The sequence below is a fragment of the Rhizobium sp. Root1212 genome (assembly GCF_001424985.1).
Classification (GTDB): domain Bacteria; phylum Pseudomonadota; class Alphaproteobacteria; order Rhizobiales; family Rhizobiaceae; genus Pararhizobium.
In genome coordinates, this window is sequence record NZ_LMDA01000007.1 from 16,605 (window position 1) to 31,822 (window position 15,218).

Sequence of the window (15,218 nt, forward strand, 5' to 3'; positions counted from 1 at the left end):
GTGTGTACGTGGATGTACAATGGCCTTTTATTGTTCAAATGTACATCCCTCGTGTGCACACTGACGATGTGTTTTTGGCTGTGCTGGCGCATAACGCACGAGGCGGGCTCAACTGTGCCGCATCGTGTTCTGCTCGACCGAACCCCCAAACGGGTGCGGCCCATTCGGGGTTACGATCTCTTACACGGCGCGTTCTCGTGCAAAAGGGCGAGAAGTTGAGAGCGCGACCCGCGCTCACATCTGGAAGGAGCATCCGCGAGAGGCGTATGCGCATCTTCTCCGTAACATGCCGCTCTTACGATAGGCCGGTGCTCGCGCCAATGGGCAAGCGCGCTAGGGCGCTGTCGGCCGTGAAGAAAAAACGGCTTTCACCGCCAGGGCGTCAAACCTTCCGTTTTTTCTCCCCGTCCGACCCATGACCCGATCCCCGCCCTACCGGGAGCGGGCTTACGCCCCCTCCCTTCGTTCCGAGGAACGTGTGAGCACGTCCTTCGGACCAAAGGAAGAAGGCTTCGCCCACTGCGGGTTCGAAACCCAAAGGAAACGGGACATCAGGAGATCATACCATGACGACGACCATCATCATCGAACTGAGCAAGCTTGAGGCAGACCCGAAGAACGTCCGCAAGACCTATTCCGCGGAAAGCATTGCAGCGCTTGCCGCATCGATCAAGGTCAACGGCGTTCTGCAAAACCTTGTCGTGCGGACCGGTGACAAAAAGGGAAGGTACTTTGTCACGGCTGGCGAACGCCGCAGACGGGCATTGTTGCTGCTGTTGGAGCAAGGCGAAATTCAGAAGAACCACGCGGTTGAGTGCAAAGTGCGCGACAGCGAGGATGCCACGGAGATCAGTCTAACGGAAAATGTCATGCGCGAAGATATGCACCCGGTGGACGCTTACGAGGCGTTCAGCGCCTTGGCGGAGCAGGGAAAGGCGATCCCCGACATTGCCGCACGGTTTGGAACCACGGAAATCATCGTGCGCCGCCGTCTGGCGCTGGCGAAGGTCTCACCCAAGTTGCTGGACCGTTACCGCAAAGAGGAAATGACCTTCGAGCAACTTTCCGCCTTCACGGTTTCCGACGACCATGAGCGACAGGAACAGGTCTGGGATGGCCTATCCACATGGGATCGCCACGCCAGCCGGATTAAATCCAACCTGTTGGCGGACGAGGTTGCCAGCACGGACCGGCGCGTGAAATTCGTCGGGGGGCTGGATGCCTATGAGGAGGTAGGCGGAACCATTCGCCGCGATCTGTTTGACGCGGATGGCGGAGGTTATGCGCTTGATGTCGCGTTGCTCGACAGGCTCGTATCCGAGAAGCTGGAAGAAGCCACGGTGCCATATCGTCAGCAAGACTGGAAATGGGTGGAAGCGACTTCCGAACGCCCGGAATGGATGTTCAATGTACCGCGTATCTATCCGGTGGAGGTCGAGCTTTCTGACGAAGTTCAAGCTGAATACGACGCGCTTTGCCAAGAACATGACGAATTGGCAGAAACGATCAACAACGAGGCTGAGGAGGAGGGGGCACTCGAGCGCGTTGATGCGATCAACCGGCGGCTGGACGAGATTTCCGAAAGCAAGGAAACCTATTCGGCCGAAGACAAGGCGAGAAGCGGCATCGTGCTGTATGTCAACTATCACGGCAAGCTCGAAGCGGCGATCGGCATCATCAGGAATGAGGACGAGGCCGGAGACGCGGACGACGGCGAAAACGGGAACGCCCCCGCAAGCGTTAAAGCCAAGGATGACACCCCGAAACTTACCCACCCGGCAACCCTGATTGAGGATTTGACGGCACAGAAGACCGCAGCGTTTCGCGTCGAACTGGTCCACAATCCCGATGTAGCGCTTGCCGCCGTCGTTCACGCTATGCTGCTGCGTGTTGCTTACACCGGCTATGTGTCAGAGCAAAGCGCCCTGCAAGTGTCCCTGACATATGAGCGAGTCGAAGGGTCGATGAAATCGCCAGAGAGGTGCAAGGCGGTTACCGAGTTCGAGAGCGTACAGGAAAATTACGGGCATAAAATCCCCGGAAACCCTGCCGACCTGTTCGAGTGGTGCCTTGCACAGAGCCGCGAAGAACTGCTGCTCCTGCTGGCCTATGCGGCAGCCCACTCCGTCAACGCTGTGGAGAAGAAGTTCACTGACCGCCGATCTGGTATCGAGCAGGCAAACCAGCTTGGTCGTGCGCTCAATGTGCGGATGACGGATTGGTTCGAGACGACCGCCGACAGCTATTTTAATCACATCAATCGGCAAAGCATTGCTCTCGCTGTGGCGGAAGCCAAGGGCGAAGACGCAAGCCTATCCGTGAAGGCAGCGGGTAAGAAGACAGAGGCCGTGCTGATCGCGGACAGGCTGGTTGTGGGAACCGGCTGGCTCCCGGCTCCGATCCGTATTGCAGCCGACCCCAGCGCGGAGGCAAACGTCGAGATCAAGGGCGACGAGGCCCAGTCCCTTCCGATGGCAGCGGAATAACTCCGCCGTTGCAATCCATCCGGTCGCGCTTCCCCTGCGCGGCCGTTCCCTAATTAGGAGAGCCACCCAATGTTAGACGAGATATTTGCGCCTACCCTAGACATTTATCGCCCGCGAGCGCGGGCCAGGGCATCGAACCCCGGCCCGCGCTTTGCTTCGCAAGGCAGGATCCGCGCAGCCTGCCGATAGGTGCAGGCACCAGAGCGCGTGTCTCGCGCTAGGCCATATTTCCGGTAACGATCGGCTGCATGAGGCGCGCTGATAGGAAAACCGTGGTGGGGCCGAAGGATGTGCCTTGTTGTTGAACCGCCCGCGATTGATTTTCCACTTACTGACCAAGGAACAATCCTGCAGCTCGGCTGCGGGTGATCGTGCCAGCCAGCCTCGCGCAGCCGCGAAACGCCAGCGCAGTCCGTTGTTCCTTTTGAAACCAGCGATCTTGACAGGGGAGGCCACCGAGGATGGATAGAGGTGAAGCCGGTCTTGATGTTTCGAAGGGCGCACTCACTGCGGATTGGTCGTCTCCCGGATGCCTTCGAATATTATTCGGACATCGCTTCGGGGTCTTGTAAGGGATGTCGTCGCGAAGATGCCTGTGCCCCTCCTGCTAATTTACGTCTCTGCGCCAGGTCGGTTTAAGCTGGACTGCGTCTGGGTGTTTGGGGCTCTCGATGCCGGTTGCGGTGAAACGGATAAGTATTAAAGCCGAAACCCCTGCGCTGATCGCCTTTTGTTTGCGATGCCTTCAGATGGATCACTAAGGCCGGTCGTCACGCCCGCAACCCTCGACCGGAACGATTTTCCCCGATCCCATGGATCTCCTCGCGCAGCAAAATCGATCCGCTCTTAGGTGGTGCGCCCCTCCGGGTGCGGACGCTCCTGCTCCCGTCCTTTTGTCGTGTCCATCGGCAACGCTAACAAAGGAGATACAGCAATGTCCGACCTCGTAAACTTCATCCGCTTCAACGAAACCGGCCTCTCGGGCAACATCGCCTCCATGGCTTATGACATCGATCTGGCCGGCGAAAAAATCAGCAGCACCAACCCGAAGGCGCCCGTTTACCGACTGCTCGCGCGAACCCCGAGGGGCCGCTCCGTGGAAATCGGCGGCATCTGGAAGAAGACCAATCAGACCGGCGGTGACTACTACACGCTCTCGGTCAATACCGGATACGGGCGCCTCAATGCCAATCTCGGGCGCTTCCCCGGTCAGGACGACGATGATCTGATGGCCGTCATCCCCTGGGACTGAGCGAACGAGGTGCGGCCCCTGTGCGGGGCCGTACCTGAACGATCGCCTGAGTCGTCCACCTGACCTCGGTGTCGAAAGCTTGTGGTGGCGCGGGTCGAGGTCGAGGTGGCAAACCTTCTCGCCGGCCCAAGTGGGAACTACAGGTCGCGCTGAACTTTACAACTGTAAAGTCCTGCCCCGGTGATTGGTGGTGTTAACTTTTCATTAACGAAAAACTCCTTGAAGAATCGGAGTCTCTCTGGCATTTCTGACGGTAAGGGTCGCGTATCGTGACCATAACCGTCAAGGGGATTTAATGCTTTACTCGGCTTCTCATAACGTCAGAGATACCGCATCGAAGATCCAGGCGTACACGTCGAAGCTTTCGGCGGAGCTTCAAGATATGCGCGAAGCAGTCTATCCGCCAGCCGCACGAAAAACATTCGCGAGAACATTCTCGACCCTCGATCTGGTACGATTGCTGGGAGTACCTGAAAGCACCCTCCGGCAACTAACGATCGAAGGGAAGGGACCTGTACCGGAGCGCGCCGAGAACAATCGGCGCACCTATACGGTAGACCAGGTGAAAGAGCTGCGCTCATTTCTCGCTACCCTTCGTCCGGATGATGCCGGTGAGCTTTTGCCGTACCGCCGTGAGGGCGAGAAGCTGCAGGTTATCGCCACTGCGAATTTCAAAGGGGGAAGTTCGAAGACGACGACCTCGATGCATCTGGCCCATTTCCTCGGCTTGCAGGGCTACCGGGTGTTGTGCATGGATCTGGATCCACAAGCGTCCATGACGGCGCTTTTTGGTATCCAACCGGAATTTGATCTCGGCGAAAATGAGACTGCCTATGCGGCGATACGCTATGACAACGAGCGCCGAGCCTTGGCAGATGTCATTCGACCTACTTATTTCCCAGGCGTCGATCTGGTGCCAGGAAACCTCGAACTCATGGACTTCGAGTTTGACACCCCTTCCTACCTTACACAGAGGAATAGGGACGACCTCGGTCTCTTTTTCGAGCGGCTCAGCAATGCGCTGGCTCGTGTGGAAGATCGTTATGACATTGTCATTCTCGACACACCGCCATCACTTGGCTACTCGACGCTCGCAGCACTGTATGCTGCGACGTCGCTGATCGTGACGGTTCATCCAGCCATGCTCGACGTGGCGTCTTGCAATCAATTCCTCATCATGATTTCCGATCTTTCCGAGACGCTGGGCCAGTTCGGCGCCCAGTTTGAGCATGATTTCTTCCGGTTCCTTCTGACACGTGTGAATCCGAACGACGGACCGCAGAAGTACATGTCTGGAGTCATGCGACGTCTTTTTGGTGATGACGTACTCGTGTCGGAGGCTCTGGAGTCGACTGCTATTGCTGGCGCAGCCGTCGCTAAAAAAACGCTTTACGAGCTTGAAGTCGGCGAGGTTGGTCGGGAGGCGCTGAAGCGAGCGATCGAAAGCGCGGATCGTGTTAACTTCGAGATCCTTCACCTGATCCACAAGGTTTGGGGGCGTAGCGTATGAAAAAGAGCATACTTCAAAGAATGGCAGCGGATGCCGAAAACCGCGGTGATACGGCCCAGGTCCCTGAAGCGCTGGACAAGGCTTTACCTTCTCGACGCCACTCATCGCCGGTCATTTCAAACGTGGGAAGAGTGCTCTCGCAGTTGACCGAAGACAGCATTATTTCCCTCGATCCCGCGAAAGTGGAGCGCTCTCCTTACAAGGATCGCTTCGAAAATGACGAAGAGGCTGACAAAGAACTTGAAGCGCTGAAGTTATCGATTGCAAGCGAAGGGCAGAAAATACCCATTCTTGTCCGACCGCATCCCACGAAGAGCGATCATTATCAGTTGGCCTACGGGTACCGTCGCTGGGCGGCTGTCAAGGCGATCATGGCGGACGCCGAAAGACCGGAGGCCGTTAAGATCAAGGCATACGTCCGTGATCTCACAGATCGCCAGCTTATTGAGGAGCAGTCTCTCGAAAACGGCGTTAGGGAGAACCTCACCTGGATTGAGCAGGCTATGTGGGCCGTGCAGCTAAAAAGCGCAGGGCTCTCTCATCGTGCGATATGCCCCATCCTTGGTTTGTCTGAGGCGTCTATTTCGCACCTGTTCCGGGTCACCGACATCGTGCCTGAAGATATTGTCTACGCTATTGGTCGTGCAAAGGGCGTGGGCCGCCCCAAGTGGACTGCATTTGCGGACCTCTTGAAGAGTTTGAACAAGGCGGAGGCTGTGCGCCGGATTGTTAAAACACCAGAGTTTAAGCAAGCCGATGGAGCGGAGCGGATCGCGCAGGCAATCAGAGCTGCAAGTGAGATATCTAAGCACGGCGAAGGGAAAGCGCAGGATGAGATCCGCGACTTCGCTGTTAACCAAAGAGTTTTCGGGCGTATGAAGTCTACGTCTTCTGGGACGACCGTAATCATTCCCAAAAAAGAAGCAGCATTTGCGCGCTGGCTGGCGGATCGAATGCCGGATCTGATGCGCGAATATCAATCGGCCGACCCCGCGCAATAGGGCGGGGGGTCACAGCAAGAGTTAAGCAAGGTCGAAGGAGAGACAAACCGCAAAAGAAAAAGGCCCCCAAACGTTTCCGTCGTGGAAGCCTTCCTCACATGTAGCAATCTGAGAATCGCATTTTCACGAATCACAGTCAAGAGTCTTTGGCATCGTTTTGGTGAGCGGATTTCTTTTGCCTTTTGAGAGGTGAAGGAAAATGCAGAGTGGAAGTGTGACGACGCCCTTTGGGCGGCGGCCGATGACGCTTGCCTTGGTCAAAGGTCAGCTGGAAACAGCAGAGCGTAGCGAGAGCAAGCCCGTAGATAAGTGGAAAGTCTTCCGGGATCTCTGTGAGGCGAAGGACGTCTTTGGCCTTCAGGACAGATCTCTCGCAGTGCTGCACGCGTTGCTGAGCTTCTATCCGGATACTGAGCTCTCGGACGACAATGGTCTTGTCGTATTCCCGTCGAACACGCAGCTGTCGATCCGGGCGCACGGCATCGCCGGCACAACACTGCGGCGCCATCTCGGTGTGCTCGTTGAGGCTGGCCTGATCCAGCGCCGCGATAGCCCGAACGGTAAACGTTATGCGCATCGGAGCAGGGGAGGGGAAATCGAGGACGCGTTCGGCTTCAGCCTGGCACCGCTACGTGCGCGTGCTGCCGAGCTGGCTGGTCTTGCCCAGCAAGTTGCTGAAGAGCGCGTGCAGTTCAAGCGTGCCAAGGAAGCTTTGACGCTTTGCCGGCGCGATGTGCGCAAGCTGATTTCCGCTGCCATGGAAGAGGGCGCTGACGGCGATTGGGCAGAGATCGAGGCGATGTATGTTGGCCTTATTGCGCGCCTTCCGCGCGCGCCGAGGCGCCACGATGTCGATGCCGTGCTAGAAGACATGCGAATGCTTCGCGAGGAAATCGTCAACGTCCTGGAAATTCAGCTAAAAGCAGAAAAAACCGACGGCAATGCTATCCAGGATGGATGCCACATACAGAATTCAAATCCCGAATCCACTTCTGAACTTGAACCTCGCTCTGAACAAGAGCAGGGCGAAAAGCCGGAGACAAAACCGAAATGGGTTGCCGAGCCGTTGAAGGCGTTCCCGTTGAGCATGGTGTTGAGGGCATGCCCGCAGATGGCGGATTACGCCCCAGGCGGCCGGATAGACCATTGGCGTGAGTTGATGTCGGCCGCCATTGTGGTCCGGTCGATGCTCGGCGTCAGTCCTTCGGCCTACCAAGAGGCCTGCGAAATTATGGGGGCCGAGAATGCCGCGGTTGCGATTGCCTGCATCCTCGAACGGGCAGGGCATATCACCTCGGCCGGCGGTTACTTGCGTGACTTGACCCGAAAGGCGGCGCGCGGAGAATTTGGCCTTGGTCCGATGCTGATGGCGGCGATCAGGGCGAACGCCGGGGATGAGAAGCGGAGCGCATGAGGAGCCCCGCATCCACCTGGTCAGGAAATGTCGGGGATCCGATCCGCGATCTTTTCGAGATAGTCGTCGATCGCTTCTTCGATATAGGCGTTGAACTTGCGGCGCTCTATCGCGGCAAGGATCTTCAGCGTCTTGTGAACGTCGGCGCGGATATGGATTCCGGTGGTGACCTTTTCGGTGTCTCGGAAGCGCTTGCCGGCGATCGGATCGCGGCTTTCGCCCTTGGCGACCATGTCGCGAAGCTGATGCCGGCCAATCGGCGGTTTCGAAGTCGAGGCTGGATGTTCACGCTCGGTTTGCGGAGGAGGGGAGGCGATCTGCTTTTCGCGCACGGTCGGCTTTTGACGGTTGGTCGAAATCAGCCCGAGAACAAGGTTCTTGCTGTCTGGTCCATCACTCATGCCTGAACTCCCTCGGCGGTGGATCTGTAAAGAGTGAGGATCTCGCCAAGCAGCGTTTCCATCTCGGCAATGGCTTTCGGGTCGGGAGTTGCAACTGTCTGAAGCGTGCCGGCAGCGCCGATCGATTGATAGCAAGAGCGCCGTGCGATGGGCTGTGAGGCTAGCGCAACGCCGCTTTCCCGCAAGATTTCGCGAAGCGGTGCATGCGCCTTAGCGCGTCCGGTGACGAGATCGTGTTGGTTTATGACGATCAGAGCGGGAAGTTTTCGCTTTTGGTCGTCTTCGACGACGGGGATATGATTGAGCGCCAGTTGCATCCCGGCGACCACGTCGTCCTGGGTGGTCTGAAGGGGAATGAGGACGACGTCGGCACAATAGAGACCCGCGAAGAGATTTTCATTCGTCGTCCCCTCGATGTCGACAAAGACGATTTTCCCCTCGCGCTGTCGATCCAACGCCATTTTGTAGATGCGATCTGGATCCAGGCAACTTTCTGCCTCAAGCCTGTCGGGCCAGACCTCCATCTGCTTCGACATCGTCACCCATCGCATTGTGTTGGCACGGCTGTCGGCGTCGATGAGAAACACGTCGTTTCCGGCATGGGCGGCGGTTCCCGATAGCGCCCGCACGAGCGTGGTTTTCCCGGTCCCGCCTTTTGGGTTTGCGATGGTGACGATCATGAAAGCTCCTTTCATTTCCAAAATGAAACTATAATTAACCGTGCGCAGCTCTTCTTGCAACGCTTCAGTTGCCCGTTGCTGATTGGCCGCTGATGATTGATGATCGACAATTGCCAGCTGTTCATCATCAACGGGGAACGACCCATTGATGATTGCCATTGAGCAGTTGATGACACGTTGTTTGATGATTAACAACGGTTATCTGAGCATTACCCGTGCACTAACGGGCACTGTTTCAATTAACAATGGGTAATTGCCAGCGTTTCAATTACCCATTGTCGGTCGCCGTCCATAGACGGCATGTGCGTCTCACTTGCGAGTGTGAATTGACAGTGCGAAGTGGAAACTATAATTAATTTTCTGTGGCAGGATAGTCAAGTTTGTGGTACAAACTCGACGACGCCCCGCCACCGGCGGTGCTGGTGTTCGCGCCATATGGCGCTCTGTGGCGCCTCCGGCACCCATGGCAATGAAGAGGAAGCGATGCGAAGCGAGGTGGTCAGGGTCCGCATGAAGCCGGAAGAGCGGCAAGCGCTCGCGGCGCTTTGTGGAGAAACACGGACCGCAAGTGACGTCATCCGGCTGCTGTTCCGCGATCAGGCCGGTCTACCATTGCCAGTCGGACCGATCGAAGCCGACCATCTGCGGGGCACGAACGAGGAATTGCGTCGCGTCGGCATCAATCTCAACCAGGCTGTTCGGGCCATGAACGAAGGCCGCGTCGGCTATGAGCCGCATCTGGATGCAGCGCTGCGAAAGCTTCTCGACGCTGTGTTTCGGCTGAGGGCCGACGTCGATCTGATGCTGCGGATCAGCCGGCAAGAACGGAGAGGGCGCGGACATGGCCTATGAGTGGGCAAGCCTGCTGGGTGAAGTCGACACCTACTCGGCGCGCCGGACCGCATCGCTGGTGGACGACGATGAAAAGCGGCGCCGCGGACGGGCGAGTGGTCCCGCCGTGACCGGTGATCGTGCTGAGAAGCGGTATCTGCCAACAGGGATTGCAGCCAAGGTCGCTATGATCTCTGTCCCGTTGGGGGAACAGACTATCGCCTCCATCCTGCAGCCGCCGCCCTCCTCTCAACAGGACGTCATCGCGCTCGTCGGTGCGTTAGCTTCACGCATGGGGCCGGAAGAGGACGACGAATTGCGCAGGGGCGGGGGAGGCGGCGGTAGCGCCGCACGTCAAGCCAACCCGCCGATCGCCACTCGGCGTTCATTGAAAGACAGGGTGTCGTCGGAGGTTGCCAGCCGGGCAGCGCTTGCTGCCGGTGCCCAGCCGGTTGTGATCAAAGTCACATCAACGGTTTCCAGCCGCGCTTCCGCCGCGGGCCTGCTCACCTATCTTGGAACGCGGGAGGTCGAAACTGAAAATGGGCAAAAGGAGAAGGTGGACATCTCCGTCGTCGATCAGGACGGGATAGCCATCGCAACCAGGGAGGCGCGCGCGGCCGTTCTATCCGACTGGATCGCTGAGTTCCGGGAGCCCTACGCCGTAAACGCGGTAGCGAGCATCTCGATTAAGTTCGCCGAACCTGTTGGAGACGACGATCTTCATGAGGCACTGAACGCTGCCTTCGGCTCAAAGCCGTTCCTTTATTCCCGTCGCCCGCACGGGGAGGTTTCTGTCTATACGGTCACGGACCTGCCGGCGGGAAAACTGGCTGTCGCTTTGAAAGCCCGTGAGAAGGGCGACGGTTCGGTGCGGTTGGCGGAAACTGCCGAAGCGGATCTTGCGGCTCGGTTGGTAGAGGCTGGCAGCCGGGCCGATGTTCGCATTCTCGGGGCTGCGGCTTCGGAAAAGTCGGGCCGCTATTTCCTCGAAAAGTTTCTTCATGCCGAAAGACCGGTCACCTCGAGTGCCGGCGAAGCGGTAAAGCACGGATCGTCTATCAAGAACGCAGCAGATGGGATTTGGCAGAGTTGGTCTGAACATATTCGCACCGTCGAGCCGCGCAATGCTTTCCACGTCATTTTCTCAGCCCGCGCCGGCACAGATGGTGAGGCGATGAACCGCGCGGTGCGCGATTTTCTGAGCGAGCAGGTCGCGGGGCACCGGTGGGTCACAGCCCATCATCCTGAAACCGGGCATGTGCACGTCCATGCAATGATTTCCGCCCGCGATGATGTTGGCAAAGCGCTGCGGTTGACCAAGCCCGAACTTTATCAATGGCGAGAGCGGTTTGCGGCAAAGGCGCGTGAGCATGGGATCGCAATGGTGGCGACCCGCCGGGCCGACGTCGCGGCAACGCGGCCGTACAGCCAGGCGCAGGCCGGCGCGCATCAGCGTGGTGTCGCCGATCCTCATTATCTCAAAACGTCCGCAGTCAATAAGCGTGTCGAGCGCAAGCGGGCCGCCATCGCGGATCGCTCCTCGCTCGTCAGCGGCAGTCTTGCGTTGGCCCCGCAATGGCGAGCGACTGTAGACGCTCTTAAAAAGGTGGGCGCAGAATCCACAGTGATAGACGCGGCCAATCGGTTTGCCGCTGCTGCCGCGGAGAAACCGCCAAAGCTTCCACCACAAAATGAAACGGGCTTCGTGCTTGTGCGGCTGGAAATCAAAAATGCCAACGACCCTACTTCCGTGTCGAAAACTGTCGAGCGCGCCCTGAAAGTCGACTCTCGGTTCGTTTCTGTGAAAGCCGGAACAGTGTTGCTGTTGGCGCCGACCGTAGCGAGCATCAGCAAGGTTGAGCGGGAGCTGAAGAGACAGAAGGAAGTTGGCCGAGGCGCGGAGACCCTTGCGGTGGTCAAGACTATCGAGCGCCAGATGTCCGAACAGGGGCTCAGTGCGGCCGTTTCGGTCAAGGCGGCCGGCGCTGCCCAGAATGGGGCGCCAACGCCATGGCTGCAGAGCCGCTTTGCAAAATCGGCACAGAGAACGGCTTCGGATCCAGCCACGCCACTGGCGAAACTCATGACTTTGGTCTCAGACATCAAACATCGAAAGGAAAACACTATGCCCCTATCGCTGGAACAGTTCGACGAGCGCGTTGCACGCGCCAATAAATCGATGGACCGCCTGGAGACGATGGTCGACAGCAGTGGCGAGCGCCAGGCCGTCGAGGAAATGCGGCGTGAGATTTCTGCACTTTTTGCCGAGCAGCGCCGGGACATCGAATTGCAGCAGATGCCGTCAGCCCTTCATCCTTCCGGGGGAGGCGCAACACCACCGGCTGCTCGAGCGGGCAACGGCCATGATCAGAACCGGAAGACGCCGGCAAGTGTCGATCCCGCAATCGCGGTCCAGCAACACGCTATTGCTGCGGGTCGAGCGGCCCGCGCAGCACGCGAGCAGGCTGGAAGCGCGAAAGGAGCGCAGGACAAACAGCGCCGGGAGCGCGTTCGCCAGACCGAGCAAGAGCGTCGCCACGACAATGGCCGGGACGAGCTCGAGCGCTAAGCGAAGGCTAAATGTTGTCAGGGCTAGAGCATCCTTGAATGAGACTGCTTTGCGCCTTCATTCCGGTCATCCACACCGCCCGAATCAGATCCTGAGAGCAGCCGGTCTGCTGTTTGAGTAGTGAAATACTGCGACCCGCATTGTTACCGTAACGTACCTTTTGAGCGGCGCTCCAGACGTATACCGTTCGGCAATCCAGGGAGGCCGTGTAGCCGATGAGCAGCGTGGAGACTTCCGCAATTTCGCCTCCGGGCGCGGCTCAACGCGGCCTGCGGAGGCTCATGTTGAAACTGCCCGAGGTGCGTGGAGATCTGAAGATCATAGCGGCAAAACGGCCGTTCTTGACCGATCTCTGTGAGGCCTACGAAGACGCATGTGTGAAGCTGCAGCGACTCCGGATTACGCCTGGCAACGCCAATTGTCCGATGATTGAGGAATATGAAATGATCGGCGCGGAGATCGAAGCGGAGATCATCGCCTGTTGCACCGAGCATCGGTCCCATCAGTGGTAGTGCACCCGTCCTTGCCGCAGACGCGACACCGCGAACACACATGTCGGCGTGCTTTTCAACTTGCACCTTCGGGAAGTACCAACGGTCGGTTTGCATGGTAGTATTCCGGTTGCTCGGAGGGTGCAAGCATGTTGATGACGGTAGACAGAACGCCAAAAAGCATAACAAAGATCGTTGCAGGCGCCGCCCTCTCCGTGGTCTCGACATACCTGCTGGTCTGCTACTTCCTTATTCCCGAGCTCTGGATATTTCATGACAGTCGGCGTATGGCGGACTTCAGCAAGATGGTGACCACCACGGAACAGGACATTCCGGGTGATCCCATCAATGTCGGCCTTGTCGGCAAAAAAGAGCAAATCATCCGGGCATTTACAGCGGCCAAGTGGGATCCGGCTGACAAGATCACGTTGCGCTCCTCAATCGAGATCGGATTGAGCGTCGTGCTCGACCGCCCCGACCTAGACGCCCCGGTCAGCGCGTTGCTGTTTGACGGTCGCAAGCAGGACTTGGCGTTCGAAAAGCCAGTGGGCCGCAGTGCGGACGAACGACATCATGTGCGGTTCTGGATGACGACAAGTCTCGAACCCGATGGGCGGCCACTTTGGCTGGGTGCCGCCAGTTTCGACCGAGGCGTCGGCGTCAGCCATGACACGGGCGAAATCACCCATCACATCGGACCCGACCTCGACGCCGACCGCGACCTTGTTATCGGAGACCTCTTGAAGACCGGGCAGGTGTCGTTGACATTTGAGCGTGCGGGTGTCGGGGAAACAAAGACGGGTAGGAATGGTGGCGGTGATCCGTATTTCACTGACGGGCAGGTCCACATCGGCGTTCTACACGACAACCCGTCTGAGTAGCGGGTGTCGCACACTGATGTCGTCCGTGTCAGGCATGTTCCCCTATTTTGGAAACAAAAAAGTGACAGCCAAGCGGACCCCGAGACCTTCCGGACCGTTGTCCGGTGCAGCCGCCCAGTAGCGCAACCCGGCCGTCAGGCTAATCGGCTGCTCTTCGATCTTCACAAGCTTGGAGACTGTAAAGTTGATGGGGACGGACCACTCCTCAGACTTCCAGTCATAGGTCGACTCGGTGTTCAGGGCGAACGTCCAGGCGTCCGGGGTGGTGTAGGATACGAACGGCTGCATGAAAGTGCTGCTGATGTCATTCCGCTCGTCGCTGCCCGCGAAGGACCAGATGTGGTTGGCAAGCACGCCGACCGTCCATGGCCCGTCCTGTTTGAGTGCGACGATCGTGGGACCTGCCCCCCATTTCTCCCCGCCGAGTAGATCATCCGTCGCGGTGGGGATCAGGAACACGGGACCCGCACCCCAGATGATGCCGCTCTCGGTCGGTTTTGCCGGAGAGAGGAAGAAGCTTTGGACGGTGTCGCCGAGACCGAACTGCGTTCCGGATGGCCCTGCAATGTCGTCTTGCCAGGTCACAGGTAGGATCGTGCGCGAGATTAGGTTCCAGTTCTCGTTTAAGGAGATTGGGATAACGGGTTGAATGTTGAGCGTCGTCTTGTCACCGTCCAGCGGACCATAGCCATGGTCGTAGTTGAACTGGAACGGAACGCTGATCAAAGAAGCGATCGGGTTCGACAGCTTCTTTGCCAGGTCGGAACTGGACTCCTGCGCTTTCAGCGGACTTGCCATTCCAAGCAGCATCAGTAAGCCAACGACTTTCCAGGATACGGATAGTGTCATGGTCGAACCCCCAAGGTTTGTGCGAAGGCGCTAGAACTTTATCGAGACACCGAGGATCGGCCCCTGCTGGACGGCATCGAAAAGGAAGCCGTCGTCACTGTAATCGACGCCAAGGGCGCGGTATCCGGCGATCGCCGATATCCGTTCGTTGAAGTCGTAACCAAGGCCGAGCGCTACATCCCAGTCGAGGTCGGCCCCGCCCGCCCCGATCAGGCCCCAACCTGTCAGGTAGATTTCCGGCGTGAGGGAATACTTACCCCGTAGCCCGACCATGCCATCGACCCATGTGGCGCCGTCTTCTCATTCGATGCCTCCGAGAATGCCGCCGTTGAACGAAAGCATCGTATCTACCGACCAGACCTTCACGCCGCCGACTACGTCGAGGTGCCCCTCGGGACCGTCCAGCACGGCGTAACCCAAACCAAGTAGACCGGAAAAACTCGATGTCGTCACATCGACATCGTCTGCCAAGACCCCGAATGGCGTCTCGCCGTTGGCGGACAGCTTCGTATAGATAACGTCGCCGATGACGCTGAAGCGGCCGTTGCGCGCTTCTCCTGCGGCCATGAACGCAAAATCGAGATTGCTCAGGATATCGCCGAAGTCAGCGTCCATGTGGACGGTTGGCAGTCCGAACTGTGAAGTATCGCCGGAGAGCCCCGCCATCCAGAAGTAAGGCGCAACATTGAATTCCCAGCCAGTCTCGGACACGGCCGTCTGAGGCTCCTGTGTCATCAGGGGAGAGACGTCGGCCGCATGAGCGCCGCCACACAAGATGGCCCCGACTGCCACGGAGAGCGCGAGTGTCCTGTAGTTTATCATTGCCTGCTCCTTTTCGTTTCGCGGGCGC

General features: G+C 58.2%; 12 protein-coding genes and 1 pseudogene. 9 read left to right on the forward strand and 4 right to left on the reverse strand.

Translation table 11 applies throughout. The features are described 5' to 3' along the window. The first annotated feature begins 566 nt into the window (after nt 1–566). The 5 genes from ASC86_RS09930 (at nt 567) to repC (ending at nt 7,663) form a co-directional block, all read left to right on the forward strand. Nucleotides 567–2,486 (forward strand): ParB/RepB/Spo0J family partition protein, encoded by a 1,920-nt coding sequence (locus ASC86_RS09930; RefSeq protein WP_056319931.1) that lies wholly within the window; start codon nt 567–569, stop codon nt 2,484–2,486. Between the two features lie 934 nt (nt 2,487–3,420). Then, complete coding sequence (locus tag ASC86_RS09935) at nt 3,421–3,738, forward strand: DUF736 family protein (RefSeq protein ID WP_056319933.1); 318 nt, start codon at nt 3,421–3,423, stop codon at nt 3,736–3,738. A gap of 295 nt (nt 3,739–4,033) precedes the next feature. After that, on the forward strand, nt 4,034–5,248 hold the full coding sequence (gene repA / locus ASC86_RS09940; protein WP_056319937.1) for a plasmid partitioning protein RepA: 1,215 nt from the start codon (nt 4,034–4,036) through the stop codon (nt 5,246–5,248). Next, nucleotides 5,245–6,249 carry a plasmid partitioning protein RepB gene (repB, locus tag ASC86_RS09945; protein WP_056319940.1) on the forward strand — a complete coding sequence of 335 codons (1,005 nt, stop codon included), beginning with the start codon at nt 5,245–5,247 and terminating at the stop codon, nt 6,247–6,249. Before repA ends, repB begins: the two co-directional genes overlap by 4 nt. Before the next feature lie 199 nt (nt 6,250–6,448). After that, nucleotides 6,449–7,663 carry a plasmid replication protein RepC gene (gene repC / locus ASC86_RS09950; RefSeq protein WP_056319942.1) on the forward strand — a complete coding sequence of 405 codons (1,215 nt, stop codon included), beginning with the start codon at nt 6,449–6,451 and terminating at the stop codon, nt 7,661–7,663. Nucleotides 7,664–7,683: 20 nt separating this feature from the next. Here repC and ASC86_RS09955 read toward each other — a convergent pair whose 3' ends face one another. Together ASC86_RS09955 and ASC86_RS09960 are read right to left on the reverse strand one after the other, a co-directional pair. Beyond that, nucleotides 7,684–8,064, reverse strand: coding sequence for a hypothetical protein (locus ASC86_RS09955; protein WP_046612393.1), 381 nt, complete (start codon nt 8,062–8,064; stop codon nt 7,684–7,686). Beyond that, a complete protein-coding gene (locus tag ASC86_RS09960) occupies nt 8,061–8,939 on the reverse strand; it encodes an AAA family ATPase (RefSeq protein ID WP_156386977.1) in 879 nt (292 codons plus the stop codon). The genes ASC86_RS09955 and ASC86_RS09960 overlap by 4 nt, the downstream gene beginning before the upstream one ends. Nucleotides 8,940–9,254: 315 nt before the next feature. On the opposite strand from ASC86_RS09960, the gene ASC86_RS09965 reads away from it, so the two are divergent. From ASC86_RS09965 to ASC86_RS09980, 4 genes are all read left to right on the forward strand, one after another. Continuing rightward, complete coding sequence (locus ASC86_RS09965) at nt 9,255–9,596, forward strand: hypothetical protein (protein WP_156386978.1); 342 nt, start codon at nt 9,255–9,257, stop codon at nt 9,594–9,596. Continuing rightward, a complete protein-coding gene (locus tag ASC86_RS09970) occupies nt 9,586–12,147 on the forward strand; it encodes a relaxase/mobilization nuclease domain-containing protein (RefSeq protein WP_056319950.1) in 2,562 nt (853 codons plus the stop codon). Before ASC86_RS09965 ends, ASC86_RS09970 begins: the two co-directional genes overlap by 11 nt. 215 nt (nt 12,148–12,362) lie before the next feature. Next, on the forward strand, nt 12,363–12,659 hold the full coding sequence (locus tag ASC86_RS09975; RefSeq protein WP_056319951.1) for a hypothetical protein: 297 nt from the start codon (nt 12,363–12,365) through the stop codon (nt 12,657–12,659). A 134-nt stretch (nt 12,660–12,793) separates the two neighbouring features. Then, entirely contained in the window at nt 12,794–13,519 is a 726-nt protein-coding gene (locus tag ASC86_RS09980) for an LssY C-terminal domain-containing protein (protein ID WP_056320120.1), read from the forward strand. A gap of 42 nt (nt 13,520–13,561) precedes the next feature. Here ASC86_RS09980 and ASC86_RS09985 read toward each other — a convergent pair whose 3' ends face one another. Together ASC86_RS09985 and ASC86_RS09990 are read right to left on the reverse strand one after the other, a co-directional pair. Next, nucleotides 13,562–14,329: a transporter gene (locus ASC86_RS09985; protein WP_244477579.1), complete on the reverse strand. Its 768-nt coding sequence runs from the start codon at nt 14,327–14,329 to the stop codon at nt 13,562–13,564. Nucleotides 14,330–14,398: 69 nt separating this feature from the next. Beyond that, a pseudogene (locus tag ASC86_RS09990) lies at nt 14,399–15,190 on the reverse strand (hypothetical protein). Between the last annotated feature and the right edge of the window lie 28 nt (nt 15,191–15,218).

What these genes read in the sequence shown, in the direction of transcription:
- ASC86_RS09930 (WP_056319931.1), top strand. Translation starts at nt 567, where the DNA reads ATGACGACGACCATCATCATCGAACTGAGCAAGCTTGAGGCAGACCCG.
- ASC86_RS09935 (WP_056319933.1), top strand. Translation starts at nt 3,421, where the DNA reads ATGTCCGACCTCGTAAACTTCATCCGCTTCAACGAAACCGGCCTCTCG.
- repA (WP_056319937.1), top strand. Translation starts at nt 4,034, where the DNA reads ATGCTTTACTCGGCTTCTCATAACGTCAGAGATACCGCATCGAAGATC.
- repB (WP_056319940.1), top strand. Translation starts at nt 5,245, where the DNA reads ATGAAAAAGAGCATACTTCAAAGAATGGCAGCGGATGCCGAAAACCGC.
- repC (WP_056319942.1), top strand. Translation starts at nt 6,449, where the DNA reads ATGCAGAGTGGAAGTGTGACGACGCCCTTTGGGCGGCGGCCGATGACG.
- ASC86_RS09955 (WP_046612393.1), bottom strand. Translation starts at nt 8,064, where the DNA reads ATGAGTGATGGACCAGACAGCAAGAACCTTGTTCTCGGGCTGATTTCG.
- ASC86_RS09965 (WP_156386978.1), top strand. Translation starts at nt 9,255, where the DNA reads ATGAAGCCGGAAGAGCGGCAAGCGCTCGCGGCGCTTTGTGGAGAAACA.
- ASC86_RS09970 (WP_056319950.1), top strand. Translation starts at nt 9,586, where the DNA reads ATGGCCTATGAGTGGGCAAGCCTGCTGGGTGAAGTCGACACCTACTCG.
- ASC86_RS09975 (WP_056319951.1), top strand. Translation starts at nt 12,363, where the DNA reads ATGAGCAGCGTGGAGACTTCCGCAATTTCGCCTCCGGGCGCGGCTCAA.
- ASC86_RS09980 (WP_056320120.1), top strand. Translation starts at nt 12,794, where the DNA reads ATGACGGTAGACAGAACGCCAAAAAGCATAACAAAGATCGTTGCAGGC.
- ASC86_RS09985 (WP_244477579.1), bottom strand. Translation starts at nt 14,329, where the DNA reads ATGCTGCTTGGAATGGCAAGTCCGCTGAAAGCGCAGGAGTCCAGTTCC.